Consider the following 25200-nt stretch of genomic DNA (forward strand, 5'->3'; position numbering starts at 1 on the left):
ACGGAACCGCGCCGGGGTCAGATTTGCGCCAGGCCGCCGTCGGCGGCGACCTCGCTAGCGGTCATGAAGCTGCTGTCCGAGGAAGCGAGAAAGGCAGCCACCGCTCCGATCTCAGCCGGATCGGCCATGCGCTGGAGTGGTGTCATCGCGCCGTAGGCCTTCTGGCCCTCCTCCCCAAGCGCTTCCTTGGCAAGTTCGGTCGCCGTCGCGCCGGGCGACAGCACGTTTATGCGGATACCGGTGCCCTTCAGGTCCTCGGCCCAGGTCCGCGCGAGATTGCGCACCGCTGCCTTGCTCGCGCTGTAGGCGCTGAATGCGGGGGCGCCCGTGGTGCCGGCGCTCGATCCGGTCAGGATGATCGAACCGCCGTCGCTCATCAGCGGTAGCGCCTTCTGGACCGTGAAGATCGTGCCCTTCACATTGGTGTCGAAGGTTTCGTCGATATGCTCGGCGGTGATCTGGCCGAGAGGAAGCGGGCTTCCTGTTCCAGCATTGGCGAACACGATGTCGAGGGTTCCGCGCTCGGCCTTCACCGCCGCATAGAGCCGGTCGAGATCGGATTCATCGGAAACCGAGCCCTTCACCGCGCGGGCGTTGGGCCCAAGCTCGGCCACAGCCGCATCGAGTGCTTGCTGCCGACGGCCATAAATGAAGACGAAGGCACCCTCTTCGATAAAGCGCCTCGCGGCGGCAAGGCCGATACCGGTGGCGCCGCCAGTGATCACGGCGGTCTTACCCTCAAGCTTTCCCATGACTTTTCCTTTGTCGCGTCGGAGAGCGCCTGTTGCCATCTGCGCAGACGGACGCTACCTCAATGGATCACTGATCCGTTTAGCAAGGTAGTCCATGCGAGCCGACGCAGAAAAAAATCGCAGCCAAATTCTCGCCGTCGCGCGTGACGTTGTCGCCGAGCATGGTGTGGACGCGTCGATGCGTGACATTGCCCGCCGGGCGGGCGTCGGGTTGGCCACGCTGCTCCGTCATTTCCCGACGCGAGAGGCGTTGTTCGAAGCGCTGCTGTGTACTCATCTGGACGCACTGACGCGGAGCGCAGCCGAACTCGAACGGTCGACTTCGGCCGACGAAGCACTTCTCTCCTGGTTTCGAAAATTGGTGGAATTCACCCAAAGCTCTAGGGGCGTTGTCGCCATGATGGCGGCCGCCCACACAAACCCCGACTCCGCTCTTTATGCTTCGTGCGCAGCGGTGCACTCGGCAGGCGCGCGACTATTGCTTCGTGCTCAGGACGAGGGAACAGCGCGCGCCGATATGAATGGGGACGACCTGTTCGCTCTGATAACGGCTCTCGGCTGGGCGGCCGACCAACCCTCATTCGCGCCACGGGCGGACCATCTCGTCCACCTTATTACAAGCGCCATCCTGACAAGTCGGCCTGGCGATGATGGCAAGAAGGGAATGACTTAAATTAGATCGGTATCCGAGGGCAGCAATGCGTCCCCATTCGGCCGAAAAGCCCGCAATGGCTCTTTCCCAAAAGCCGACGCTACCATGTTAACCGTCGGCGGTATCAATGCGCCGATATTGAGGAAACTCGAGCGGACGGCTTTTGCAACAACAGCGTCGCCGGTCTATTCCCTTCAAGAGCCTTCGAAAACTACTCGGCGTTAGTCACAGGAGCGGAGCCAACACCCGGTGCTTGGCGCTTGGCGAATGCGCGCAAAAAGGTCTTCGTTGCCTCTCTTGCCATACGGTCGACTTCTTCCTCTGGAGTTTGACGGCCGATCTGTTGGTTGATCCGCAGATCTGTTGCGAGCAGCGCCATATACTGGCGCGCGGCAAGTGCCGGATCCTCTATGTCGAGATGACCAGCGAGCGCGAGCTGCGCCAGGCGAGCCGCGATGGCTGGGTATTTCTTGCCTGGTCCGTATTCCTTCCAGGTCTCGAACAATTCGGGAAATCTGCCGCCCTCGGTCTCGACGAGCTTGCGTAGCCAGCGGCCATTCGGATCGCAGACAGCCTTGCGCAGGAGCAACGCTGAAAATTCCGTCAGTTCCTTTTCGAGATCGATAGGCGCCACGGGAAATGTGTCCAACACCCGAAAGAAGTCGGCGCTCGACTTCTCGGTGATCTCCGCAACCACAACCTTGAACAGATTATCCTTGTCGCCGAGTTGATTGTACACCGTCTGACGGGACACGCCGGCTCGTGCTGCGATGGCATCGATGCTCGCCGCTGCAAACCCGTCCTCGGCAAAAACGTCTGCGGCCGCGTTGAGGATTGCCTGCCGTTTGCTGGTGGCGGGCGGACTCTCTGTCTCAGAAGAAACCGCTGCGGGCGAAGTTTTCATGACACCACCATATAGCACTTGACCAATTGGACAATACTGTCCAAAATATTTTACAGGAATGACGGGCCATGCGTTGGAACCATCGCCGTCTTTCCGCTGTCCCATCTATAAGCGCCCACTCAATCCCCGTCACATGCTTTTTGTATGAGACTTTGTTTCGTCCGGGGAATGGTGTGCGGGAAAGGTTTCTTCCGTGCAGAGCAAGGATTCCGTTTCATCCCTCGGGGCCGGCGGCTCCCACCATGCCATCGTCCTTGGCATTCTTTCAGCCGTGGGTCTCTTTGCCCTCGACATGTATTTACCTGCGTTGCCGACGATCAGTCTGGATCTTCGCGCCGACACCCATGCAGTTCAGGCAAGCCTGATCTCCTTCTTTGCCGCCATGGCCGTGTCGCAGATTGTCTATGGTCCACTGTCGGACATGTTTGGCCGCAAGCGGCCTCTGTATGTCGGTCTGGTGCTCTATATCATCGGCGCGATCGGTTGCGCGCTTTCGACCGATATTGGCTGGCTGGTCGCCTTCCGCTTCATTCAGGGCACAGGCGCCTGTGCCGGCGTCGTGATTGCCCGCGCCATCGTGCGCGACCTGCATACGGGGGCGGCCGCCGCGCAACTGATGTCGCGGCTTATGCTGGTCTTCAGTATCTCACCGATTCTGGCTCCGCTCGCGGGCAGCATCGTGACAATGTTCGGAAACTGGCGACTGATCTTTTGGGTCATGGTCTTCGCCGGCGTTGTCGGCTTCGTCGCGGGCCGCTTTTTCCTCGAGGAAACCCGGCCGGTTGCGGCTCGCAGTGAAAGCAGCCTCGGCGGGGCATTGAAGGCCTATGGAACACTCCTTAAGGACCCGTACTATCTCGGTCTGGTGCTGATGGCCTCCTTCGGCATGTCGAGCTACATGATCTATGTCGCCAACTCCTCCTTCGTACTCATCGGCCATTATGGGCTCTCTCCGAGCTTTTACAGCATGGTGTTTTCGGTGAATGCCGTTGGCTTCATCGGCATGTCGCAGATGAACGGCTGGCTTGCCCGCCGGATCGGTCTGCGCAAGGTGATCCGCGGTGCGGTTTCTGGTTATGCGCTGACGATGTTGGCGCTGGCTGTCGTGATGGCCGGTGGCGTCGACCGCCTCGACATTATGGCGGCCTTCCTGTTTGCGGGTTACGCTTTCCTTGGAATGATCGTGCCGAATGCTGCGGTACTGGCGCTTGAACACCATGGCCGCATCGCTGGCACGGCCTCGGCGATGATGGGGACGGTCCAGTTCATGACATCGGCGCTGGTGGTTGGCATCGGCGGTATGTTTATGGACGGTACGGCGAGACCGATGGTGGTCGTCATCGCTATCTGCTCGGCCATCGTGCTTCTCCTTTCGATCGCAGTGCTGAAGAGCAGGCATGTGGTGGCAGCTGAATAGATCTTGCTGCCATCGATTGCAGCGGCCTATGTAGGCCGCTCGCACCAAGGCTTCTTCAGCGCGAGCGAAGTGCGCCTTCGGAACGGCTCCGAGATCTTAGGATCGCGGAACTACGAGCCTACATCTCTTTTTCCCACCAGCCGCGGGTGTCCACGTCAGTGGCACCTGCAAGAGCCTCCAGCTCCGCAATGTCGGCGTCGGTAAGGGTGATGCTGCCGGCTCGGACCAGACCATCGACATGATGGGGCTTGGTGACGCCGATGATCGGCGTCGTGCCCTTGGCGATGGCCCATGCCGTCGCGACATCGGGCGCTGCCGCATCGTGCTTCTCTCCGATCGATGCGAGCTTGTCCGTCAGCGCCTTCAGCTGAGGCAGCATGCCATTGTAAGCCTCCCCCCGTCTGCTTCCTTTAGGCAGCAGGTTCTCCGGACTGTACTTGCCGGTCAGGGCGCCCTGCTCAAGCACCATGTAGGCGAAGAACGGAATACCTCGGTTGCGGCAGTAATCCAGAATGCCAGCTTGCTCGGAGCTGCGGTAGAGGAGACTATAGTGGTTCTGAATGGCATCGACCTGGAATCCGGCTTCCCCGAGGATCTGGTTGGCGAGCTCGATTTCGCTCAGGTTGTGATTCGAAACACCGACATGTTTGACCTTTCCACTCTTCAGCAACGGTATCAGGCGCGGGGTCCACCGCGCCACATCGGCTGGATTGTGAATCCAGTAGAGGTCGATGTAGTCGGTGCCGAGGCGCGCCAGGCTTTGTTCCAGCATGTCCGCCACCGGATCATCACTGGTCCCTGCCGCTTGCGGGGTGAACTTCGTGGAGAGCTGGTAGTCGCTGCGAGCGTAGCGCTCCAGTATCTTCCCGAGCGTGGTCTCTGAACGGCCCATGCCGTATACCATGGCGGTATCCCACAGGGTAAAGCCGGCCGCATGCGCCTTTTCCGCGACCTCTTCGAGGCCAACCTGAGTGAGGCGGCTGCCAAAGTAGCCGTCGCCAGCCTCGCCGCTGTCGCCCCAGGCCCAGGTGCCTAGTACGACCTTGGGGGTCTTCAGATTATCGATTGTCATGTTTGCTCCATACTTGTTCTGCAGCCAGGTTCGCAGTGACTCAGGCGCTGCAGACACTATGATGGGTGGCGACGCTGAACCGTTAGCCCGATGCGCCGGGATTACTGCCCAATCCTCCAGAAACGCGCGGGTTTCGCCTTGCCGCCTTCCTGCTCGCATGCGATGGTCCGCTTCATGGAAACATTGTCTGAAATCGCTGCGGTGATTGCCCGGCACGTCTCGAAGGATGGCTTCCACGCGACCCCCATCGAACGTGTGACGCTTGCTCGATCCTCCACGGTGACGATGCCGATGCCGAACGTATACCGGCCGCAACTATGCCTTGTCGCACAAGGGCAAAAGGAGGTCACCCTGGGCGAGCGCGTGTTCAGATATGCTCCGGGCCGCTATGGGATCGTGACCTACGATCTGCCGGTGACGGGCCAGGTGGTCGAGGCGACACCTGACAAGCCCTATCTCTGCCTGTTCCTCGATTTCGATCCAGTCATGCTGGGACAGCTGGCGTTGCACGTGTCGCCGCCACCGGGAGCGCCCGCTCGGCCCATAGGCAAGACGGTGTCCGACGCCGGCGCCAATCTGCTCGATGCGGTGCTGCGCCTGCTGCTTCTGCTCGACGATCCGGCAGCGTTGCCCGTACTCGGGCCGTTGACCGAGCAGGAAATTCTCTATCGCCTGCTCGCCGGTCCGGATGGTGCCAGGATGCGCCAGATCACCTCCAGCCAGGGGCGGGTTGCACAGGTCGGCCGCGCAATCGCGTGGATCGGGCAGAACTTCCGGGAACGGTTCAGCATTGAGCAGCTTGCTGCGGAAGTCGGCATGAGTCCGTCGAGCCTGCACGAGCATTTTCGCGCCGTGACGGCGATGACGCCGCTGCAATTCCAGAAGCAGCTAAGGCTTCAGGACGCGCGCAGCCTGATGCTGGTCGATGACATCGACGCCACGACTGCCGCCTTCCGCGTGGGTTACGAAAGCCCGTCGCAGTTCACTCGCGAATATCGGCGCCACTTTGGAGAACCGCCGGCGCGCGACATAGCCCGCTTGCGCGCCTCGCCGGGCTTGGTAGGGGTAGCTTGATTTCAGCTTACCGGCGAGTGTCTCTGCTTCTACTGCCTTGATTTGCTTGCACAATCTAAGATTTATGCGTAGCACGACCGGCACCTAAATTTATGATGCGACGAGCCACATATAAGCTGCAGCCGTCCAGGAGAAGCCAAGGCCGCCGCAGCCCTCTCCGGTGACCGGGTCGAAATATTCGGCAAAACCCTCCGCCTCGATCGCCGAGATGGTCGACTTGCGCAGCTTCTCGGCATCGTCGGCCCGGCCGTTGCGCTTCAGGCCGTCGATCAGCAGCCAGTTGATGATCGCCCAGGCCGGGCCGCGCCAGTAGCGTTTCGGCTCCCAGCTGGCGACGCCGGGCTTTACTGTCGGGAAGGCGACTTTCATCCCCTTGGACCATGCCTTCATTTCATCGACGAGAGCGCCGACGACCGCCTGGTCGAGATCGAGCGACAGAAGCGGGATGAAGCCCGCCTGTGTCGGAGCCTCGATATCCCAGCCCGAAACGAGATCGCGGGATACGAAACGTGACAGATTGGGTCGCCACTGGGCGAGGATCGCGTTACGAGTTTTTTCATTGAGCGCGGCGATTTCGGACGCGTCTTCCATGCGGCCGAATTCGTGGGCGAGCGCTTCGAGGTCTTCGCCGGCCTTGAGCAGGATCGCGGTGGTCTGGATCTCGGCGACCTTGAAGGCGGCCTTCGCCCACTGTCTGGCCGGCTCCCAGTCGCAGGCGGCATAGGTATCAACCAGGTGGATGAAGCGCTGATAGTCCTCGTTGCGGGGGCGCATCAAAGCGTTCACATGGCCGGTATCCTTGCGCACGACCGGCGTGTCGGTAGTGGTGGGAACGCGCGCGAGCGCGAGGTCCCATGCGGGAGAATTGTCGCTGCCGCTTTCCCAGGGATGAAGCAGGGCAACGAGGCCGGTCCCCTCAGGGTCGCGAGCCGCATACCACCAGCGATGCCATTTCAGGGCCGCCTCATAGAGCGGCAGGGTGCGGGTCTTGTCGCCGGTGGCTTCGTGCAGCTTGCGGAGCGCGATGGCAAAAACGGGTGGCTGGGTGATGCCGGAGGTCGGGATCGTATGGCGGGTGCGCCAGACGCTCGGGCCCGGAAAATAGGTATCACTCGGCTGGTGGAAGACGATATGCGGGATCATTCCGTCCGTCCACTGGCCCTCGATCAGCCGCTCCAGTTCGCGATAGGCGCGGTCCGTATCGTAGAGCACGAAGCCCATGGCGACAAAGGCGGAATCCCAGTTCCATTGGAAGGGATAGAGCCGGTCCGTCGGAACCGTATAGCCGCCGCGGTCGTTGGCGACGAGAATACGCTTGGCTTGATCGATATGCAGGTTCATGTAGGTACTCCGGTATCGGGGAGGGACGCCCCCTAGGCCATCACGGCCGGAAAGGATTTGCCGCTTTCGGGCGAAAGCCAGGTGATGCGCTTGCGATCGAGCTTCAGGCCGATCGTATCGCCGCTCCCAACGGTTTCGGAGGCAGGCAGAATGACGCGGACGGGCTGATCGTGGATCGAGCCGGTCAGGAGCAGGTGCGAGCCCATCGGTTCGGCGACCCGCACTTTCATTTCGAGGCCCTCGGGCAGGCCCGCAAGCTCGACCGCCTCGCCGCGCAGGCCGAGGATGATCTCCTTGCCGGCTTCCTGCGGTGCATTCAGTTGCTCGATACCGGCAGAGACCTGGCCGTTCAGGACGGGTACCTTGATGAAGTTCATCGGCGGATTGCCGATGAACCCGCCGACGAAGCGCGTTGCGGGATGATTGTAGACATCGACCGGCGAGCCGACCTGCTCGACGATCCCTCCGTGCATGACGGCGATGCGGTCGGAAAGGCCCATCGCCTCCGTCTGGTCATGCGTGACGTAGATTGTCGTCGTGCCGGCCGATTGCAGCACCGTCTTGAGTTCGGTACGCATTTCGAGGCGAAGCAGCGCATCGAGGTTGGACAGCGGTTCGTCCATGAGGAGTACCTTGGGCTCGACGGCAAGCGCACGGGCAACGGCGACGCGCTGGCGCTGGCCGCCCGAAAGCTTGTTCGGATAACGGTCGAGATACTGTTCGATATGCAGCAGGCCGGCGGCCTTTTCGACCTGCGCCTTGATGCGCGCCTCATCTGCCTTCTGCATGCGCAGCCCGAAGGCAACGTTTTCGTAGACCGTCATATGCGGGAAGATCGCGTAGTTTTGGAAGACCATCGCGAGCCCGCGATCCTTGGGAGCGAGCCCGAGGACCGACTTGTCGCCGATGCGGACATCGCCGCCGGATGCGGTTTCGAGACCGGCGATGATGCGCAGGAGCGTGGTCTTGCCGCAGCCGGATGGGCCGAGAAGCGAGACGAATTCACCGTCGTTGATCGTCAGCGAGACCTCTTTCAGGGCCTGGAATGCCCCGAAACTCTTGCGGACACGGTCGATGACAATATTGGCCATGGAATTGGTCCCGTTATTTGGAGGAAATGCCCCAGATCGCGAAAAGGTAGCGCCTGACCGCGAAGATGAAGACAACCGAGGGAAGGATGAGCATCAGGCCGCCGGCGAAGCGATAATGCATCGGGCTTTCGGAAAGCACCGTCAGCAGATAGGCCGTCAGCGTGCGGTTGCGCACCGTCAGCACCGAGGCGGCGAAGACTTCGTTCCACGAGATGACGAACGCAAAGACGGCCGTTGCGACGATGCCCGGCAAGGCGAGCGGCGCAACGACCTTGAAAAAGGCCTGGATGCGGGTGCAGCCGAAAACCCATGCGGCTTCTTCCAGCTCTTTCGGGACGCCAAGGAAAATGCCCTGGGTCACTAGAGCCGCGAAGGGGAGCGCCAGGACCGTATGGATCAGGCCGACGCCGACGATCGTATCGTAAAGGCCGAGCCGGATGAAGGAGACGGTGAGCGGCAGCGCCAGGATCGCCAGCGGGAAGGCACGCGTCAGCAGGACCAGCAGCCGGTAGCTGTCCTTGCCCGGAAAATTGTAGCGGGCGAGCGCATAGCCCGCGGGCGCCCCGAGCAGGATGGAGAGGGCTACCGTGATGCCTGCGGCGCCCAGCGAATTGAGGAAGGAGCGGACGACCCCTTCCGTCTGCAGGAAGAGGATGAAGGGTTCGAGCGAGATGCCGGTCGGCAGGCCGGTCTTCGGCCAGATGTAGACGCCCTGTCGCCCGCCGAGTGCGCCTAGCGCCACGAGATAGATCGGCACCAAAACCCAGGCGCAAAGCGCGGTGATACCGCTCCAGAGCAACCAGCGGCGCGATGAAACGAAGCTTGCGGGATTGGCGGCTGCTGCTTCGGAACTAATGGCTTGCATGTTCATGGCAGGCGCTCCGGATCGACCTTGAAGGCCTTGAGATAGACGAGGGTTGCGGCGAGCGAGATGAGCATGATCAGAACCGCATAGGCGGCCGCGACGCTGTAATTCTGGTTCTGGTTCTGCCAGTTGTAAGCTTCGCCCACGAGAACCGGAAAATTACGGCCGCCCAGTGCATATACGACTGCGAAGACCTCGAAGGCGAGCACGGTGCGCAGGATGAGGGCCGATTGCAGCGCCGGGCGGATCAACGGCAGGGTTATTTTCCAGAAGCGCGTCCAGGGACCGGCCCCGAAGATTTCGGCGGCTTCCTTGAACTCCTTCGGCACCTGGTTGAGGCCGGCGACGATGATGACCATGACGATCGCCGTGCCGCGCCAGATCTCCGCCACCGCGATGGCGATGAAAAGCGCAACCGGCGTCTGGTAGGAGAGCCAACTCGCCTGGCGGCTGATCACGCCGAGGCTGAAGAGCAGCGAGTTGAAATAACCGGTATTCTGAAGGATCGACAGCCAGACGAGGCCGGCTGCGAGATCCGAAATGCCGAGCGGGATCGTCCAAATCCACAGAATCGTCTCCCGCCCGCGACCGATCTTGGCGACCATCGTGCCCATGGCGAGCGCGATGGCGATCTGGACTGGTACGACCACGATCGTCAGCAGGAACGTGTTGCGCACCGAATGGGTGAAATTGATGTCCGTCGCCATGCGCTGCATGTTTGCAAGCGACGGTGCACCATCATCCGAGACCGCCAGCCAGATCGTCTGCACCAGCGGCACGATGAAAAGCAGGCCGAGGAAAACGAGGGATGGCAGGATCAGCAGATAGGGGGTCCAGGGTCGGTTTTGGGTCATGGGCTCCCGCCTCGAAAAGCAGGGTTGCAGAAAGAATGTCCGGGCATTCGCGCCCAGGCACTCCAGGGAGGATTATTGAACCGGGCAGGCGCCGTCGCTCTTGGCATCCGGTGCCCAGCAGGGAGCCTTGGTATCGGTCATCAGCTTGGCCATGACGGCGCCCTGCTTGGCCAGCACGTCGCCGACGGGTTGGTTTTGCAGCACGATCAGCTGGAAGCTGTCCATATAGACCTTGTTGAACTCGCCGCCTTTGTCGCCGAGGCCGACTGGAAGAAGCGAGATCACGGCATCCTTGGCCGCCTGGGTCTTGGTGACGGCACCGGCGAGAAGTGCGACGCCCTTGTCGAGATCCGGCGGCAGCTGGACGTTCAGCGTCGGGAAGAAGCCGACCTTGGACGCGGTGAGCAGCTGGATCTTCTGGGTCGTCAGTGTCTCGATGATCTTCATCGCGCCCGCCGCATCCGGGGCACCCTTCGGGATCGAAAGGCCCGCGAGAACGGGCATGTATCCGCGGCCCTTGGGGCCGGCCGGAGACGGGAATACGACATAGTCGTCCGGCGAGGCGGAAATGGCATTCTTCAGTCGGGCGACATGGTCCCAGGCGACCATGACTTCACCCGCGGCCAGCGGCTCCTGCATGAAGTCGTAATTGGTCGAGTTGGGATTTACATAGGCCCAGAGGGCTTTGAGTTTCTCCCAGCCTGCAGCGGCATCGGCGTTCTTGAAGGTGCGCACTACGCCGCCGGTGAAGGACGGGTAGAAATAACCCTGGAAGTAACGTGCCATCAGGCCCTTGGGACCGGCCGGGAAGCCGATCTGCGGCTGGCCCGTCGCCTGCTGCATGTTCTTGCCCCACTCGATCAGCTGATCGTAGGTGATGGCGTTGATATCGGCGCCCTTCGGCAGGTATTGCAGGGCTTCCTTCTTGGCGGCCATGACATAGGTTGCCTGCATCCACGGAATGTATTGCTGGGTGGATTTGCCGAGCTTGCCGAGATCGAGGAGCGATTGCGGCATGCCGCCGCCGGCGAGCTTCTTAGCGAGGTCATCAAGCGGTTCGAGCTGATCCTTGTCGGCAAGTGGCGAAAGCTCACCGTGCAGCGCGCCGACCAGGCTGACGGTGTGCTTACCGGCCTTGGCCTCTGCTTCCATGCGTACGGCGAACTGCGGCGGTTCTTCGACCACATAATCCACCTTGCCGGCATCCTTCAGCAGATCCTGCCGCACGACGGTCGCCTCTTCGATCGGGCGAAGCTGGGTGGATACAAAAACCGTCTGGGCAAGTACCGGCGAAGCAAAGGCCAGCACAGTGGAAGCCAGAATTCCGAATGACGTGATGCGTTTCATATTCTCTCCTCCTTCATTGTTTTTATCTGTGATGCGCTGTGTCGGATCATGCCGCCTTCATCGGACGGCGATGGCTGTCGCGATCGATGAATTCGATCGCGTGAAGCTCCTGCAGTTCCTCCGCAGGCTCGCCGGCGATTGCCCGCAACAGCAGCGAGGCGAAGCTCGCGCCGAGGTTTTCGCCGGTCATGCGCATGGTCGAGAGGGAAGGGCTGGTGAAAGCGCCCGTCGGCAGGTCGTCGTGACCGACAATGCTGATCGCTTCGCCGCCGTCGATCTCGCGTAGCGCTCTGAGCGCTCCGATCGCCATTTCGTCCGTGGAGCAGACGAGCGCGGTGGGACGCGAAGGCTGCCGGAGCAATTCCAGTGCGGCGAGATAACCGCCCTGTTCCGTCGGCGCGCCTTCGGCGCAGAGATCGGCATCCAGACCTGCCTCGTCCATCGCGGCCTTCCAGCCCGTGCAGCGCACATGGGCGAAGTAATAGTCCTGTGGCCCGGCAATATGGCCGATGCGGCGGTGGCCGGCGGCCTGAAAACGGGCCGTTGCCGCGTGGAACCCGGCAAAACCGTCGCCGTCGATATAGGGATGCGGCACAAGGCTTTCGGTGCGGCCGTTGGTGACGAAGGGAATGCCGCGCGACTGGAGAAATTCGACGCGTTCGTCCTGCCGCCTGGTTCGGACGAGAAGCATGGCGTCGACGCGGCGGCCATCAGCGAAACGACGGCAGATGTCGAGTTCGCTTTCACCGCGTGGCACAGGCGCGATGACCAGGTTGAGACCCGCACTCGCAAGATGTTCGGCACAGCTGGAGAGCATGTCGAGGAAATGCGGCGGACCGATATGACCGGGGTCGCTCGGCAGCGTGATGGCAACCAGTTCCGCACGTTGTTTTCTGAGCCTGCGCGCCGATGCGTTCGGGCGGTAGCCAACCACGTCTGCAGCCTCTCTCACCCGCTTCCGGGTTGCTGCAGAGACATCGTCGTAACCGTCGAGTGCACGGGAAACCGTTGTGATCGACAGTCCGAGCGACTGCGCGAGTTGCTTGAGATTTGCCAAGATCATCCTCCAGAACGGCACAAAGGATTCTCCAAAACGTTTTGGTAGTCAAGTCAAAACGTTTTGGATATCCTTCATGCACGGCCGCTATGATCATTCGAGAGTTAGGAGCTGCCCGATACATCCGCCGTTGGGAAAAGGAACGGCGCAGGCACCTGGTGTCGCATGAGCAGGCGTCTGAAACGCCTTGGCGCAATCGGCTTCGCCGGGCGCAATATCGGCAATCCGGGCATATGCCCTAGGGTGGTCCGCAAGCAGACGCAGCCAACAGCCTTCCTCGCCGAATACCACGCTCTGCATCTTGATGCCCGGACCGGGCGACCATTTCGATTTTGGTCGCATGCCAGCCCATAGCGGCGTCACTACTAGTGATCTCTTAACCACGCAAAGTGAGCAAGACCCCGATTAAATGGCAGACGCCAAGTGTTTCCAGGGGAGTTTGGCCGACACGCTGGCAGACGTCGGTCATAGGGACTGACTTCCGAACCGCGCCCTCCGGAACAAAGCTTTCGCATGGCCGTTCGTTCTTTTGATGAACGGAAAAGGAAAGGCCAAGCCCCAGTGGCAATCAATCCAGGTAGACGGACACACGGGAATGCAAGGCCAATCACATCGCTAATCGACGCTACACCCGAAGGTAAAGGAGGAATAACTCATGGATCATAGCAACCACATACGACTAACCGAAGAGGAACTCACGCAGGCTAATCTGGAAGGCGCATCGATCTATGGTACTGATGATCACAAGGTTGGCACGGTTGACCACGTGCATGGAGCCGGCACCAGCAGCAGCGTCGTGATCGACGTTGGCGGTTTCCTTGGTATCGGCGCAAAGCCGGTGTCCGTTCGAGTGACCGATCTCGATTTCATGCGCGACGAAAGCGGCGAGGTCCATGGGGTGACTTCCTGGACAAAGGACCAGCTGAAGGCAATGCCCGAACATCGCGATTAGGCACTAGAAAGGAGCTTTCGCATGTGCGACGGGCTCCCGCTTCTAACCGAGATGTCCATACGTGAGAGGTATCGAAGCCCACTGTTGTGGACGCCGGACTGGTTTCGGCGCCCTTCATTACCGTCGACGACACCGGTGCCGGCCGTATCAGGCGCAACGCCTAAGCCGTATCCATCATTTGGTAGATCCCATCTGCGGAGCTTGCAGAAAATTGCGCGTCCCCTTGGGTTGGCTAGACCAGAAAGGTTCCAAGCCGTGTCGGGAAATACTTAGAACGGTTCAGCTTTTCGCGGAATCCCTGAACCGCTCTATCTCCTTGTTTTCACGCAATTCCGGACGGAAAACCGCTGCGCACTTTTTCCTGGAACTCTACGCATGCAGCCAAGCGTGAAAAAAGGTAGGGATGCCGACAATAGCCAGCCGGTGATGACCCGTGGTCGGCTAGTGCTTATTTTGACCTCCGACATTGCGCGCCAGAAAGGAATGGATCTGAGCGATGACGGCCGCACCCTCACCGACGGCGGCGGCGACCCGCTTGGTGGAGCCGGCGCGTACGTCTCCGACGGCAAAAATGCCAGGGCAACTCGTCTCCAGCGGCAGTCGCTCGCCATCACTGATGAGCTCTCCTGTGAGAACGAAGCCCTTTCCATCAGTCGCGACACAGCCATCGAGCCAGCCGGTATAGGGATCGGCGCCGATAAACAGAAAGAGGTGGCGCGAGGCACATTCCTCGGTCTCTCCGGTTCGAACATTACGGAAGGTGGCACCGGTCAGACCTGTCTCTCGATCACCATGCAAGTCCACAATCTCGATACCCACATGGAGTTCGACATTGGGCAATGCCGCTATCCGGTCGATCAGATATTGGGACATGGTTTGCTCGAGCGGCCGCCGGACCACGAGGTGCAGGCGGCTTACCTGCGGTGCGAGGTAAGCAACGGCCTGGCCGGCTGAGTTTCCGCCGCCGACCAGAGTGATTTCCTCTCCGGCGCAAAGGCGAGCCTCAATCGGGGATGCCCAGTAGGAGACGCCGGCCCCCTCCAGTTCTTCGACATTGGCAATATCGGGCCGCCGGTAGCGCGCTCCTGACGCGATCACGATGGAACGCGCCCGTGCAGTATATCCGTTGCTAAGTTCAAGGGAGAATGGAGCCGCCGAATCGGTTCCATGACAGCGAAGCTTTCCGACGGTCAGCGGGATCGCAAGCTCGGCACCGAATTTCGCCGCCTGATTAAAGGCCCGACCTGCAAGAGCCTGTCCCGAGATACCGGTCGGAAAGCCAAGATAATTTTCGATCCGGGCGGATGCACCCGCCTGGCCGCCGAAGGCCCGCGAATCGACAACGAGAACAGACAATCCCTCAGATGCCCCATAAACGGCAGTGGCCAGCCCAGCCGGTCCGGCTCCGACAACTGCGACGTCATAGACATTCTTCGGATCGAGATCCGGCATAATGCCGAGACAAGACGCCGCATCCGCGTCGCTCGGATTTCTGAGCAGCGTTCCGTTTGGGCAGATCATCAATGGCAGATCTTCCGGTGCGATGCCCAGCCGCTCCACCAGCTCGCGCCCCTCGACCTCGCATGCTGCGATAAGGGCGTGGGGATAGCCATTCCGGGTGAGAAATCCCGATAATCTCACAATATCGGGAGCATCCCGGCGTCCGACCAGAACCGACCCCGCACCTCCGATCCGCCCTTCTTCGATCAGCGCAACGCGACGGAGTATAAAGGCGCGCATGATTGCTTCACCCACATCCGCCGACCCGATCACCAGTGCACGCAGATGCGGCGCATCGAAAGGTATAGCCAATACGCCCTTATCGCCCGCGACGACCGATGCGAGGGTTGCGTGACCAGACAATTGATTGGTCTCGCCGGTGAACTGGCCGGGACCGTAGGTGCCGATCACGGATGATCTCCCAGTCGCGCCACGCTGAATTGCATCGGCCGAGCCTTCCAGAACCAGCCAGGAAGGGACGTTGCGAGTGCCGATCTCGTAGAGCACATCACCTGGGCCGAAACGGCGCGGCTCGCCGCTCGCGAAGCGTCGCGCCGCACCGATTTGAAGAGCTGAAAGCGTTGGGTATGTTTGCTCCCACCGAGCATCGCTGATCGCCATGATGTGAACTCCGTATCGGCCTATACTTGTATGACAACATCCGGAACAGTTCGCCAGTCTACATTGCGCGCGACCAAAGCCAATTCTTTCGAGGGCCTCTGCCAGCCGATATTCATACACGTTGTTCAAGGAGCCTGCCTCAAACTCTTCGAGCTCAGCAGCCTTGAATAGGCACTTCTTTTTTTGAGCTATCTGCAAGAGCTGCCGCCGGCATATTATTGTAATTACTGTATAAGTTTCCTTCCAGAATATATATGAAAACATATTCAGTGGAATACACGCATGTTTTGGCGAATTTTAACTCGACGGTCTAAAGATATACATATTTGTGATTATGAATTACGATTTGTATTTATTAAAATATTATGATAATATACAAATAATATTGGGAGGGTGCGGTGTTTTGTTTGCGTCACGCCGTGACCGTTGTGCTGAGCGCCATGCTATTCGCACCATTGTCTTCGAAAGCCGCCGAGAAGGTCGGCCAGGCGGTGCTGATTAAAACCGAAGTTACGGGTGCTGGTGGTCCGCTCGCGGTCGACGATCCCGTTCATCGGGACGAGCAAATTCGCACCTCGATTTCGGGCCTCGGCCAGTTCACATTTCGGGACGGCACGAGACTGGCTGTCGGAGCCGGATCGTCCGTTACCATCGACAAATTCGTGTTTGATGACTCGGGCGCAGTGAAAAAGCTGACCATAAATGCGGCAAAGGGTAGCTTTCGCTGGATGAGCGGAAATTCGAACCACTCAGCCTATCAGATCGTGACGCCCGCCGGAACGATCGGCGTGCGTGGAACCGCGTTTGATTTTTATGTCGGGGCGAACGGCACGACGGCGGTCGTGCTGTTGAACGGCGCTGCGCAATTCTGTGGCGCTGGCGGCTGCAGGCAACTGAAACAGCAGTGTGATTGTGTCGTTGCGAAGCGCAACGGTCAGATCAGTGAACCTCGTCGGGTCAATCGCGACGTTCTCAAAACGCTGGGCAATCAGCGGGCTCTGCCTTTTCTGTCCGGGGATCAGCAACTTTCGGGACGAATGGGTTTTGCCGGCGGTGGATGTGGTCTGTCGACGGCGATGAGGGGCCAGCCTAACGGGATCTCTCCGCGCAGCGCTCCGGCGAATAATCCAGCACCGGCACCGCACGATACGCCGAGCGCACCCAGCCCCCAGGAATCGCCACACGCCGAGGCGCCTGCCGCACCACACGAAACTCCCAGCACGCCGGATGTCTCGAATCCGCCAAGTGCGCCCGACAAGTCAGGCAAACCGCACGAGCATGATGGCGACGAAGGCGAGCATCACGATCACCATGAACATCACGACCATCATGGCGGAGGCGATCACGGATGGGGTGATCATCAAGGAGACGACAAGGACAGCCATGGCGATGGCGGCAACCATGGCGATCACGGTGGTGGGCATCACCAGCGATAGCGCCGTGAGTTGCGCAGGATGGCTTTCAAATCAGATAGAGCATTTCCGCTTTTCCTCGAATCGCGAAAACGCTCTATCTTCTTGCTTTTACGCAGTTCCGGACGCAAGACGGCTCGGCACTTTTGCTGGAACTACTTTAGATGTCGGCTGCCTTGTCCTGCGCAGTCTCGTCGGCGAAGTGTCCGCCTCGTCGCGAAATGTGGCTGTAAAAGCCCTGCAACAGTCCTGTTGCCGCGGCTTGCGCCTTAAGTTTGGCGGCGCTGATGAGTTTGCGGCTGCTCGCTGACCGAGTTCGCAGGGCATTCACAAGCTGCCTGTGCGTAGCCTGCAATTCGGCAAATCCGGCGGATCTCGCCACGCGTTCGTCGCCGACCACCGCAAAGAGCTTAGTTCGCATACTCTTACCCTTCAGCGTCAGCGCTCCCGCTTCGAGCAGGGCGCAGTCGGGCAGCAAGCCCGCCGTCGGTTCGGATACCAGAATGTCGAAATTGATGTCCTTGCAGGCGGATTCGATACGCGCGGCAATGTTGACGGCATCGCCAACTGCCGTGTAATTGAAACGGGTCTCGGCCCCCATATTACCGACGCAGGCGAGCCCCGTATGGATGCCGATCCCTATCCCGACCCGTCGCGCGTCTCCGAAACCGAAGGCATCGTCGCCATTGAGGCGTGCGAGTGTTTCGCGCATGCCAAGAGCCGCCCGCACGGCCTTGCCGGCATGATCGGAGACATCGACGGGGGCATTCCAGAAGGCCATGATCGAGTCTCCGATAAACTTGTCGAGCGTGCCTTCATTGGCGATGACATGGTGGCTGAGCGCATCGAGCAGCGTGTTCAAAAACGCGACGACGGCGCTCGGGCTCATCTCCTCGCTAATCTGGGTAAAGTTTCGCACGTCGACGAACATGACCGTCAGCTCGCGTTCATCTCCCCCGAGACGCAGGGCATTGCGCGTATGCTCGATGCGATGGAGCAGCGATGGCGAAAGATAATGGCCGAAAGCCCGCCGCACGTCGCGCCGCTCCCGATCCGTCACGAGAAAGCGGAATGCCGTTGCAGCGAAGTGCGTGATCGATCCCGAGACGATCGGTGCCAGTGGGTCGAAGAGAAGCCCCCCATAAAGAAAGGCAGCCCAGGAGGCCACAAGGGCAAAAAAGGTAATCAGCAGGCCGCAGGCGAGGGCCGTGGCCGGATTGACGAAGGTGGTGACGATCACCAAAAGGCTGCCCAGGACGGCGATGGACAGGATTTCCAGTCCGTCTGCCCAATCCGGTCGGGAAAGGAAGCGGCCTGACAGGATCTGCTCGACGATCTGCGCGTGGATGGAGACACCCGGCACATTCTCGTCAAGGGCCGTCGTGCGGACATCTTGGAGGCCAGAAGCGGAGGTTCCGACGAAAACGATACTGCCTTCGATGGCGGCTCTCATATCGGCGGAGGCGCCTTCGGTCGCGAGTATCTTGCTTGCCGAAATATAGCGCTCCGCGGTATCGCGGCTGACATAGAGCCACAGCTCGCCCGCGGCCGTTACCGGCACGACGAAATTGCCAATCTTGACCCGGGTGAGCGTATTGGGTGTGTGCGGCGCAGCGTCAAGCACGTAGGTGGAGGCTCCCTGTGCGACGCGAAGCGCCTCAAGCGCGAGACTGGGATAAAGCTGCTTGCCGTCGCTTAGAAAAAGCGGAACCGCGCGCACCACCGCCGATGAGGCGCCCGGATTGAGGCTGATATGGCCGAGCCCTGCAGCATTGGTTTCCAATTGCGGCTGCAACGGCGTGGCGGCCTTGATCGCCGGCGGCGCACCGAAGGGAGTTTCGCCGGTATAGGCAAACCCTGCCTTGACCGGCGGCAGATAGTTTCCTTCGTTGGAGAGGCCGAAGCCCAGAACTACAGGCCTTCCCGACAGCGATTGGGAAAAAATCTCATCATTATCCGGTAGTTTGCCAAGCAGCGACGGATCGACGCCCATGACATCGCGAACGACGTTGCGCGGCGACAGACGATCCGGCTCGGCGAACAGGATATCGAAAGCGATGGCGGCCGCGCCCAGATCCGAAAGCCTGTCGACAAGCGCGGCAATCCGGTTTCTTGGCCAGGGCCATTGACCGAACTCCCGCAGCGACGCCTCGTCTATGTCGACGACCCGGACAGGCTGGTTTTCGAAGTTCCGGGGCACCAGGCGCTGATACTGGTCGAATGTCAAATCGCGGGCGAGCCTTAACAACGGAGGATCGCTTGCCCGCAGGGTCGTCAATGCCGTGACGAAGGCCAGGCCGATAACGACGCCAATTTGCTGCGCACGCGTCACCATTGTGGTGTCAGCCCCTTTGCCCTGCATCTCCGGCAATAAGTAACGGTTCGAAGAAATACAAAAATCTATCGGTCTGCTACACAGGGAATAATACGCTGCTTTGTTCCCGTGCACGATGCAATGATGAAAATATTGAAGAGATGGAGAGAAGAATTTTGCACGGCGATAGTTGAGGCAATGCCGCAGGTTAGCTAAGACTTCGCGAAATCCATCGCTTCAGCCCAGGCATGGGCCCATTCCCGGGAATCGAACATGGCTGTTCGGGCTGTCGAGACGTTTGTAAGACCGGGTCCAAATCTTAATGTCGAAAGGCAGGACTGTGCATCTTGCCTTTTACGACAAAAGCGCGATGGACCTGGCGTCGACATCGAAGCAGGCCGGCGGGGCGCTCATGGCCGCAGCCTCTTTAGTGCGAGCGAAATGCGCCGTCTAAAAGGTGATGATGCTTGGAGGAAATGGAGACATTACTTAGGTGTTGTCGCGCGGTTGGTACGAGCGCGACGATTGACTAGACCTGATGAGGCCGGCCCAACTGTTGGGCCTCGTGCCGCCGGACGACGACATTGCCTCCCAATCCTCACATAGTGCTCCGCCGCGGGAAAGCGAGCGGTTGTCTGGCGAAGAACCGCCAGACAACCGCTATCCCTTCCTGTCTTTCTTTTTTGCTTTCGGCGCTGGCGCAGGCTCCTGCGCCAAACGAAGCGCGCGAAGCCTGTCCGTCTTCTTCTGTCGAGCGGAGGCCTCATCGGCCAGGATATCCTTGGCAATCGACGTCGTCTGTTCGGACTTGGTTTGCGCTGACAATTTTTCAGGCTTGAACAGATTGTCTTTCGTCTTTGTCATGCTTCCTCCGTTTCAGCAGGCGCGTTCCAAAAGACGCTGGACGTCAGTGAGCTCGCGCCATGACTTTCTTCTTCGGCGCCGGCAGCAAGCCTTCGCGTTGTGCCTGCTTACGGGCAAGCTTCCGCGCGCGGCGGACCGCCTCGCCCTTTTCGCGAGCGCGCTTTTCGGACGGCTTTTCATAGGCGCTGCGGGCTTTCATTTCCCGAAATACGCCTTCGCGCTGCAATTTCTTTTTCAGAACGCGGAGTGCTTGATCGACGTTGTTGTCTCTGACCAGAACCTGCAAAACTTCTCCTTCTCAGCTCGCGCTGGGTTTATTTCTTGGTGCGGATTGAATTCGAGTTGATCCAGCTCGATTTCGATGTTTGCGATATCTCGGCTTGCGCCGGTGAAAGCGACGATGGTGACGCCCCGGCATCGATATCGTCCTGACGGACGCTCCGCTCGAAATTCTCACTTTGGAAGCGGACGCGATAATGGACAACGCCCTGTGACACAGGCAGCACAGACACGATGCGGCCAGCCGGCTGGGCGTTTCCGAAAATTCCAGGCTTCAGGACGATGCTGTCGCCCGGCCGGTAACGACCATTTGCCATGTCGTTCTCCGTTCGAAATGAAAAACAAAAGGCCGGGACGTATCCCGACCTTCCTCGGTCATGGTTTCAGCGCGCCAGTACATCCGTGGTCGCACAAAGCCGTGACAAACTTATGCGGCCCGAAGATTGTCAGCCGAACTCTTGCCGGATCTACGATCCTGCACGATGTCGTAAGTGATCTTCTGACCATCGTTGAGCGAACGCATGCCGGCGCGCTCTACCGCGGAGATATGGACGAAAACGTCCGTGCTGCCATCATCAGGCTGAATGAAGCCGAAGCCCTTGGTGGAGTTAAACCACTTTACTGTACCAGTGTTCATAACGATTTCCTTTCATAGCAATCGTTGTTTGCCCCGCGATACCTTGCGGGATTAGATCGATTATTTGAGAGGAAATCCGGCGAGGGCACAGAGGCTCCTCGACGATGTCGCAAGCAATGGTCGATAGACCTTATATAGGTTAAATTGAAATATTGGCAACAGAGGCTGCGGAAGACAAGGTTTTCGGCAGGTCGCGATGCTTGTCGAACCGCCGCTGCCATCGGGTCGAAGTGATGCATGATTTCACGATCATCGGCAGGCGCTGTTGATTTGCGCTGAGAACTGACCTGGGATTGGCTTGTCTTCTCCGCGAAGGCTGCTTCATCGTCACTTTCAAAGGTTCTCTTGAGCCGGGGATACGGACCAGCTTGATCGGAAGCCTGGAGCTCGTGGTGACTCGGCGGCCGACTCGATCACCTTGGCAACCTGCGGCTCAATCGGTCCGCGGCCAATCAAGGTGACCGAGCAACGTCCCGATGTCGTTCGCCGCGTAAAGCCGTCGCGACGAGGCTCTGCATCGATGTGGTTGGACGACCGATCAGCCGACCAAGAGCGCCTCCGTCGTCGAACAACGCTCCATGCGAGGCTGCGTGTCGGCATCGGCCAGAAGCGCAGCGAGATCGGCCGGCAGGCCGGCGCGCGTCAGCACATCGCGATAGGCGGCCTCGGAAAGATCGTTGTAGACGATCGCCTTGCCCGACTGCCGCGAGACCTCCGCGGCAAGCTCGGCAAGGGTAAAGGCCTGGTTGGCTGCAAGCTCATAGGTCTTCCCGGCACGCTCATCAGTCGCCAACACCACAGCCGCGGCCTCGGCATAGTCCTGCCGCGCCGCGGACGAAAAGCGTCCGTCTTTCGCAGCGCCGACGAAGGCGCCGTGCTCAAGCGCTGCCGGTAGCGCCATGAGATGGTTCTCGGCGTACCAGCCATCCAGCTGCAGAACGGGTCAATTGAAGCTTAGATCTCATCGTTGAAAGACACCACTCGCTCAGATCTTTAACGGGCGCTCCACTGGCGCTTCCGTCACGCCAATTTGTCGGGCAGGTTTAGACGGTCCGATGCCCCTCAGATAGGCGGCGTCCCGGACGGGTGGCCGGCCGAACAAGCGTCTGTACTCACGCGTGAACTGCGTCTGGCTGTCATAGCCGACCTCGAAGCCGACTGTTCGGGCACTCGATCCGCCGGTCAGCAAGCGTTTGCGCGCCTCCTGAAGCCTGACATGCGTCCTATATTCAAGCGGCGTCATCAGTGTTGTCGCCTTGAAATGGCGATGAAGTGATGTCGCACTCATGCCTGCGAGGTCGGCAAGCAGGCCGATCGTCATAGGCTTATTGTAATGCTCCTTTATCCACGAGGTGACCCTCCCAATCTGGGCGATCCTCGTGTCCATTGTGGCGTAGTCTCTTAATGTTGCACCATGCTCACTCCGGAGAAGCCGGTAATAGAGTTCAGTCGTTGCTGGCTTGAGAAGCGCGGGCAGATCCTCCGGGTGGTTGAGAAGCAGTATGAGGCGATGAAGTGCGCCCAAGATGTCTTCTGTCTGCCGCCCTAGCGACAGACCCTCTCTGTGCGCTGCAGCGGGGCGGACCGCGACATTCGGAAGCAGTTCGGCCAGGTCCTGCCGGTTAAGTTCAAATGAGAGTGCATAATGCGGGTGGTCGCTGGAAGCGGCGGTTATCCGGGCCGAAACCGGCAAATTCACTGAAGCGACGAAGTATTGCGTGTCATCAACTTCGAACGCGCGACCGCCCAGCAAAATTTCCTTTCGGCCCTGGATCACAACGCAGAGGCGGGGAGTGTAAATGCTCTCAACAGGAAGGGTCGGTGCTTCGACCCTGAAGATCGAAAGACCAGCGATTGGGGTTTTTTGTTTCGGCGCGGCAGCGTGTCGATCAATGATCGCGACAAGCTCTTCCTTGATACTCAACCCGTTCCTCCACGATCTCCCGGCAGAGCCTCCAATATAGGCTGTGGCAGGAGATTTGGTAGGATCGTACGAAAGATTGGGTGTTTCGCCATAACGCGCCCGTTCTCCGGTTTGTATCTTTCGTCAAAGGCAACCGGTCCTGACATCGGCTCTGCAGCCATGTGCGTTAGCAAATCAGAAGGATGATCGAAAATGACGAATAAACCCGTATGGTTCATTACCGGCGCCTCGAATGGCCTCGGCTTCGAGATCGCAAAACACGTGCTTGGTCTCGGTTACCGGGTGGTCCTGACGGCAAGGAATCCCGCGCAACTGGCCGGGCTCGCCAACCAGTTCAAGAAGCAAGCGCTCGCGTTGAAAGTCGATGTCACCGACCGCTCGACGATCAGGAGCGCTATTGCCGAAACGCTCTCGACGTTCGGTCAGATCGACGTTCTCGTCAACAATGCCGGCTACGGCTATCTCGCAGCGATCGAAGAGGGAGACGAGGAAGGTGTTCGCAGCCAGTTCGGCACCAACCTCTTCGGGCTCATCGATGTTACGAAAGAAGCCCTGCCTGCCATGCGGGCGCGCAGAAGCGGTCATATTGTAAACGTCTCTTCGCTTGGCGGGCTCATGGCATTCGCGGCGACCGGTTACTACCACGCCACAAAATTTGCAGTCGAGGCCGTTTCAGAGTCTCTCGCCCAGGAGGTCGCTCCGCTCGGCATCAAGGTAACCATTGTAGAACCCGGCGCATTTCGCACCAACTGGGCTGGAAGCTCGATGGCGGAATCTCCCATCGTCATTGATGATTATGCCGAGACGGCAGGAAAGCGTCGGATATCGACGAAGGCGGTTTCCGGCAATCAGCCGGGCGATCCCGCCCGCGCCGCAGCGGCTATCCAGATGGCAGTTGAATCGAAAGCGCCTCCCCTGCGGCTCCTCTTGGGAGGCTCTGCTCTGGATCTGGCCTACAAGCGCCTTGAAACACTTCGGAAGAATTTCGACGAGTGGAGCGATGTGACCCGCAGCGCCGATTTTCCTGAGTTTCAAAGATGATACCCGTGATCACGCGTGCTTGTATTTCGGCAGGAGAAAATGACGTTCGATACCCGCTGCAGCCAGCGACCGCACGGCTGCCAGCTTGAAAGATTGTCGGCCTGTTCGCTGGAAGCGGCGATTGAGCAGGTCATGGCGAATAAGAGGCAGACTCTGATGGAAATCAGGATTGCTTCATGATGATAAATAGGGTCGGCCGTGTATCCGCGCGGACGCCCCTCTCAGAAACCGCCGAGCTCGCGAAGAGATTGGAACTATGATGATTTTCCAAGCTTCCTCCTCGGGTACTTCCGTATGTGGGCTCCGTCGCTGGTGTGGAGGCGTCCACATCGTCACTCCACTCATGACTTTGTAAGACGGAGACTTTTGAGCCAGAGCGTCGTCAGCGAATAGTGCTGACGACGTCCATGAAGCGCTTGACGCGGGCGGGCTCGACCTTGTTCCAGGTATTGCCCTCATATTTGAAATGAGTACCGATGACGACGCCGCTGGCGCAGGAGAGGATGCCGGTGACATTATCCTTGTTGACGCCCGTATTGGCGAAAACGGGAACATCCGTCACGGCTTCACAGACCTTGCGCAGGCCGGACTGATCGACCGGCTGGCCGGTCAGCGGGCCGGATACAAGGATGGCATCGGCCAGCGAGGAAAACACGGCGCTCTTTGCGCGGAGTTCGATCGGGCGCTGGTCGAGCGAATGGGCGAATTCCGCATTGATGTTGAACAGCATCTTCATGTCGGTGCGGCCGAGCCTGGCGCGCAGCCGTGCCGGCGTCGCGCAATCCGGCGCCCAGATACCCATGTCGGAGGCGAAGACGCCGGTGAAGATCTCACGCACGAAGCTTGCGCCGGTGGCGGCACCGATGGCAACGCTGGCTGTCGGATCCCAGAGATAGTTGACGCCGAAGGGAATCTTGAGCTCCGCCTTCGCAGCCTGGACGATCGCCGTCATCGCAGCAATACCTTCCGGAGGCGCCTTCAACTCGTAAGGCCGGTCATTCTCGTTGCCAAACATGATGGCATCGACACCGCCTTCCTGCAGCGCGCGAATATCTTCCATCACGTCGTCGATGAGCTTCGAGACGCCGGCTTTCGGATCATAATTCGGCGAACCGGGCAGGGCGCCGATATGCGCCATGGCGATGACGACCTTCTTCTTGTCACCAAAAAATTCAAAAACCATCGAAAGCTCCGAAATTGAGCGTTAGAGAAAGCGTGTTTTCACAAACC

Annotated in this window: 25 protein-coding genes; 7 read left to right on the forward strand and 18 right to left on the reverse strand. The window is 59.6% G+C overall.

The window, feature by feature from the left end; translation table 11 throughout:
• Positions 1–17 precede the first annotated feature (17 nt).
• Positions 18–752: an SDR family oxidoreductase gene (locus tag FHT73_RS09790; RefSeq protein ID WP_183711270.1), complete on the reverse strand. Its 735-nt coding sequence runs from the start codon at positions 750–752 to the stop codon at positions 18–20.
• A gap of 94 nt (positions 753–846) precedes the next feature.
• On the opposite strand from FHT73_RS09790, the gene FHT73_RS09795 reads away from it, so the two are divergent.
• Positions 847–1425 (forward strand): TetR/AcrR family transcriptional regulator, encoded by a 579-nt coding sequence (locus tag FHT73_RS09795; RefSeq protein ID WP_183711272.1) that lies wholly within the window; start codon positions 847–849, stop codon positions 1423–1425.
• 190 nt (positions 1426–1615) lie between these two features.
• On the opposite strand, the gene FHT73_RS09800 is transcribed toward FHT73_RS09795, so the two are convergent.
• Positions 1616–2308, reverse strand: coding sequence for a TetR/AcrR family transcriptional regulator C-terminal domain-containing protein (locus tag FHT73_RS09800; protein WP_183711812.1), 693 nt, complete (start codon positions 2306–2308; stop codon positions 1616–1618).
• 193 nt (positions 2309–2501) lie between these two features.
• On the opposite strand from FHT73_RS09800, the gene FHT73_RS09805 reads away from it, so the two are divergent.
• Complete coding sequence (locus tag FHT73_RS09805) at positions 2502–3725, forward strand: multidrug effflux MFS transporter (RefSeq protein ID WP_112398844.1); 1224 nt, start codon at positions 2502–2504, stop codon at positions 3723–3725.
• A gap of 118 nt (positions 3726–3843) precedes the next feature.
• Here the strand turns inward: FHT73_RS09805 and FHT73_RS09810 are convergent, their stop codons facing one another.
• The gene (locus FHT73_RS09810) at positions 3844–4797 is read right to left on the reverse strand and encodes an aldo/keto reductase (RefSeq protein WP_183711274.1); all 954 of its coding nucleotides are present in this window, start codon (positions 4795–4797) and stop codon (positions 3844–3846) included.
• Between the two features lie 174 nt (positions 4798–4971).
• Between FHT73_RS09810 and FHT73_RS09815 the strand changes: the two genes are divergently transcribed.
• On the forward strand, positions 4972–5871 hold the full coding sequence (locus FHT73_RS09815; protein WP_183711276.1) for an AraC family transcriptional regulator: 900 nt from the start codon (positions 4972–4974) through the stop codon (positions 5869–5871).
• A 90-nt stretch (positions 5872–5961) separates the two neighbouring features.
• Here the strand turns inward: FHT73_RS09815 and FHT73_RS09820 are convergent, their stop codons facing one another.
• The 6 genes from FHT73_RS09820 to FHT73_RS09845 all read right to left on the reverse strand — a co-directional run bounded on the left by FHT73_RS09820 (position 5962) and on the right by FHT73_RS09845 (position 12426).
• Positions 5962–7212: a neutral trehalase gene (locus FHT73_RS09820; protein ID WP_183711278.1), complete on the reverse strand. Its 1251-nt coding sequence runs from the start codon at positions 7210–7212 to the stop codon at positions 5962–5964.
• Between the two features lie 32 nt (positions 7213–7244).
• A complete protein-coding gene (locus FHT73_RS09825; RefSeq protein WP_112608465.1) occupies positions 7245–8303 on the reverse strand; it encodes an ABC transporter ATP-binding protein in 1059 nt (352 codons plus the stop codon).
• A gap of 13 nt (positions 8304–8316) precedes the next feature.
• Positions 8317–9174 carry a carbohydrate ABC transporter permease gene (locus FHT73_RS09830; protein ID WP_183711280.1) on the reverse strand — a complete coding sequence of 286 codons (858 nt, stop codon included), beginning with the start codon at positions 9172–9174 and terminating at the stop codon, positions 8317–8319.
• Positions 9171–10022, reverse strand: a complete 852-nt coding sequence (locus FHT73_RS09835; RefSeq protein WP_183711282.1) for a sugar ABC transporter permease — start codon at positions 10020–10022, stop codon at positions 9171–9173. Before FHT73_RS09835 ends, FHT73_RS09830 begins: the two co-directional genes overlap by 4 nt.
• A 72-nt stretch (positions 10023–10094) precedes the next feature.
• A complete protein-coding gene (locus FHT73_RS09840) occupies positions 10095–11369 on the reverse strand; it encodes an extracellular solute-binding protein (RefSeq protein WP_112415646.1) in 1275 nt (424 codons plus the stop codon).
• Between the two features lie 46 nt (positions 11370–11415).
• Positions 11416–12426 (reverse strand): substrate-binding domain-containing protein, encoded by a 1011-nt coding sequence (locus FHT73_RS09845; protein ID WP_183711284.1) that lies wholly within the window; start codon positions 12424–12426, stop codon positions 11416–11418.
• A gap of 655 nt (positions 12427–13081) precedes the next feature.
• On the opposite strand from FHT73_RS09845, the gene FHT73_RS09850 reads away from it, so the two are divergent.
• A complete protein-coding gene (locus tag FHT73_RS09850) occupies positions 13082–13378 on the forward strand; it encodes a PRC-barrel domain-containing protein (protein WP_183711286.1) in 297 nt (98 codons plus the stop codon).
• Positions 13379–13819: 441 nt separating this feature from the next.
• Here FHT73_RS09850 and FHT73_RS09855 read toward each other — a convergent pair whose 3' ends face one another.
• A complete protein-coding gene (locus FHT73_RS09855) occupies positions 13820–15499 on the reverse strand; it encodes an FAD-dependent oxidoreductase (protein ID WP_183711288.1) in 1680 nt (559 codons plus the stop codon).
• Positions 15500–15897: 398 nt separating this feature from the next.
• Here FHT73_RS09855 and FHT73_RS09860 point away from each other — a divergent pair, with 398 nt between their 5' ends.
• Positions 15898–16935 (forward strand): FecR domain-containing protein, encoded by a 1038-nt coding sequence (locus FHT73_RS09860; protein WP_183711290.1) that lies wholly within the window; start codon positions 15898–15900, stop codon positions 16933–16935.
• 136 nt (positions 16936–17071) lie between these two features.
• On the opposite strand, the gene FHT73_RS09865 is transcribed toward FHT73_RS09860, so the two are convergent.
• The 7 genes from FHT73_RS09865 to FHT73_RS09895 form a co-directional block, all read right to left on the reverse strand.
• Positions 17072–19246: an adenylate/guanylate cyclase domain-containing protein gene (locus FHT73_RS09865; protein ID WP_246712089.1), complete on the reverse strand. Its 2175-nt coding sequence runs from the start codon at positions 19244–19246 to the stop codon at positions 17072–17074.
• Positions 19247–19885: 639 nt separating this feature from the next.
• Complete coding sequence (locus FHT73_RS09870) at positions 19886–20089, reverse strand: hypothetical protein (RefSeq protein WP_112608477.1); 204 nt, start codon at positions 20087–20089, stop codon at positions 19886–19888.
• 43 nt (positions 20090–20132) lie between these two features.
• Entirely contained in the window at positions 20133–20375 is a 243-nt protein-coding gene (gene rpsU / locus FHT73_RS09875) for a 30S ribosomal protein S21 (protein ID WP_112608479.1), read from the reverse strand.
• Positions 20376–20403: 28 nt separating this feature from the next.
• Entirely contained in the window at positions 20404–20685 is a 282-nt protein-coding gene (locus FHT73_RS09880) for a cold-shock protein (RefSeq protein ID WP_112608481.1), read from the reverse strand.
• Positions 20686–20795: 110 nt separating this feature from the next.
• Positions 20796–21005, reverse strand: a complete 210-nt coding sequence (locus tag FHT73_RS09885) for a cold-shock protein (protein ID WP_075852595.1) — start codon at positions 21003–21005, stop codon at positions 20796–20798.
• A 538-nt stretch (positions 21006–21543) separates the two neighbouring features.
• Complete coding sequence (locus FHT73_RS09890) at positions 21544–21906, reverse strand: hypothetical protein (protein WP_210290319.1); 363 nt, start codon at positions 21904–21906, stop codon at positions 21544–21546.
• Between the two features lie 84 nt (positions 21907–21990).
• Positions 21991–22929, reverse strand: a complete 939-nt coding sequence (locus FHT73_RS09895) for an AraC family transcriptional regulator (protein WP_183711292.1) — start codon at positions 22927–22929, stop codon at positions 21991–21993.
• A gap of 192 nt (positions 22930–23121) precedes the next feature.
• Between FHT73_RS09895 and FHT73_RS09900 the strand changes: the two genes are divergently transcribed.
• Both FHT73_RS09900 and FHT73_RS09905 read left to right on the forward strand, forming a co-directional pair.
• Positions 23122–23970, forward strand: coding sequence for an oxidoreductase (locus FHT73_RS09900; protein WP_112608485.1), 849 nt, complete (start codon positions 23122–23124; stop codon positions 23968–23970).
• Positions 23971–24009: 39 nt separating this feature from the next.
• Positions 24010–24150: a hypothetical protein gene (locus FHT73_RS09905; RefSeq protein ID WP_162708051.1), complete on the forward strand. Its 141-nt coding sequence runs from the start codon at positions 24010–24012 to the stop codon at positions 24148–24150.
• A 202-nt stretch (positions 24151–24352) separates the two neighbouring features.
• Here FHT73_RS09905 and FHT73_RS09910 read toward each other — a convergent pair whose 3' ends face one another.
• Entirely contained in the window at positions 24353–25153 is an 801-nt protein-coding gene (locus FHT73_RS09910) for a BtpA/SgcQ family protein (protein WP_112608487.1), read from the reverse strand.
• Positions 25154–25200 lie beyond the last annotated feature (47 nt).

Origin of the sequence: Rhizobium sp. BK098 (assembly GCF_014193155.1) — a bacterium.
Lineage (GTDB): Bacteria > Pseudomonadota > Alphaproteobacteria > Rhizobiales > Rhizobiaceae > Rhizobium.

What these genes read in the sequence shown, in the direction of transcription:
- FHT73_RS09790 (WP_183711270.1), bottom strand. Translation starts at nt 752, where the DNA reads ATGGGAAAGCTTGAGGGTAAGACCGCCGTGATCACTGGCGGCGCCACC.
- FHT73_RS09795 (WP_183711272.1), top strand. Translation starts at nt 847, where the DNA reads ATGCGAGCCGACGCAGAAAAAAATCGCAGCCAAATTCTCGCCGTCGCG.
- FHT73_RS09800 (WP_183711812.1), bottom strand. Translation starts at nt 2,308, where the DNA reads ATGAAAACTTCGCCCGCAGCGGTTTCTTCTGAGACAGAGAGTCCGCCC.
- FHT73_RS09810 (WP_183711274.1), bottom strand. Translation starts at nt 4,797, where the DNA reads ATGACAATCGATAATCTGAAGACCCCCAAGGTCGTACTAGGCACCTGG.
- FHT73_RS09815 (WP_183711276.1), top strand. Translation starts at nt 4,972, where the DNA reads ATGGAAACATTGTCTGAAATCGCTGCGGTGATTGCCCGGCACGTCTCG.
- FHT73_RS09820 (WP_183711278.1), bottom strand. Translation starts at nt 7,212, where the DNA reads ATGAACCTGCATATCGATCAAGCCAAGCGTATTCTCGTCGCCAACGAC.
- FHT73_RS09825 (WP_112608465.1), bottom strand. Translation starts at nt 8,303, where the DNA reads ATGGCCAATATTGTCATCGACCGTGTCCGCAAGAGTTTCGGGGCATTC.
- FHT73_RS09830 (WP_183711280.1), bottom strand. Translation starts at nt 9,174, where the DNA reads ATGAACATGCAAGCCATTAGTTCCGAAGCAGCAGCCGCCAATCCCGCA.
- FHT73_RS09835 (WP_183711282.1), bottom strand. Translation starts at nt 10,022, where the DNA reads ATGACCCAAAACCGACCCTGGACCCCCTATCTGCTGATCCTGCCATCC.
- FHT73_RS09840 (WP_112415646.1), bottom strand. Translation starts at nt 11,369, where the DNA reads ATGAAACGCATCACGTCATTCGGAATTCTGGCTTCCACTGTGCTGGCC.
- FHT73_RS09850 (WP_183711286.1), top strand. Translation starts at nt 13,082, where the DNA reads ATGGATCATAGCAACCACATACGACTAACCGAAGAGGAACTCACGCAG.
- FHT73_RS09855 (WP_183711288.1), bottom strand. Translation starts at nt 15,499, where the DNA reads ATGGCGATCAGCGATGCTCGGTGGGAGCAAACATACCCAACGCTTTCA.
- FHT73_RS09865 (WP_246712089.1), bottom strand. Translation starts at nt 19,246, where the DNA reads ATGGTGACGCGTGCGCAGCAAATTGGCGTCGTTATCGGCCTGGCCTTC.
- FHT73_RS09870 (WP_112608477.1), bottom strand. Translation starts at nt 20,089, where the DNA reads ATGACAAAGACGAAAGACAATCTGTTCAAGCCTGAAAAATTGTCAGCG.
- FHT73_RS09880 (WP_112608481.1), bottom strand. Translation starts at nt 20,685, where the DNA reads ATGGCAAATGGTCGTTACCGGCCGGGCGACAGCATCGTCCTGAAGCCT.
- FHT73_RS09885 (WP_075852595.1), bottom strand. Translation starts at nt 21,005, where the DNA reads ATGAACACTGGTACAGTAAAGTGGTTTAACTCCACCAAGGGCTTCGGC.
- FHT73_RS09890 (WP_210290319.1), bottom strand. Translation starts at nt 21,906, where the DNA reads ATGGCGCTACCGGCAGCGCTTGAGCACGGCGCCTTCGTCGGCGCTGCG.
- FHT73_RS09900 (WP_112608485.1), top strand. Translation starts at nt 23,122, where the DNA reads ATGACGAATAAACCCGTATGGTTCATTACCGGCGCCTCGAATGGCCTC.
- FHT73_RS09905 (WP_162708051.1), top strand. Translation starts at nt 24,010, where the DNA reads ATGACGTTCGATACCCGCTGCAGCCAGCGACCGCACGGCTGCCAGCTT.
- FHT73_RS09910 (WP_112608487.1), bottom strand. Translation starts at nt 25,153, where the DNA reads ATGGTTTTTGAATTTTTTGGTGACAAGAAGAAGGTCGTCATCGCCATG.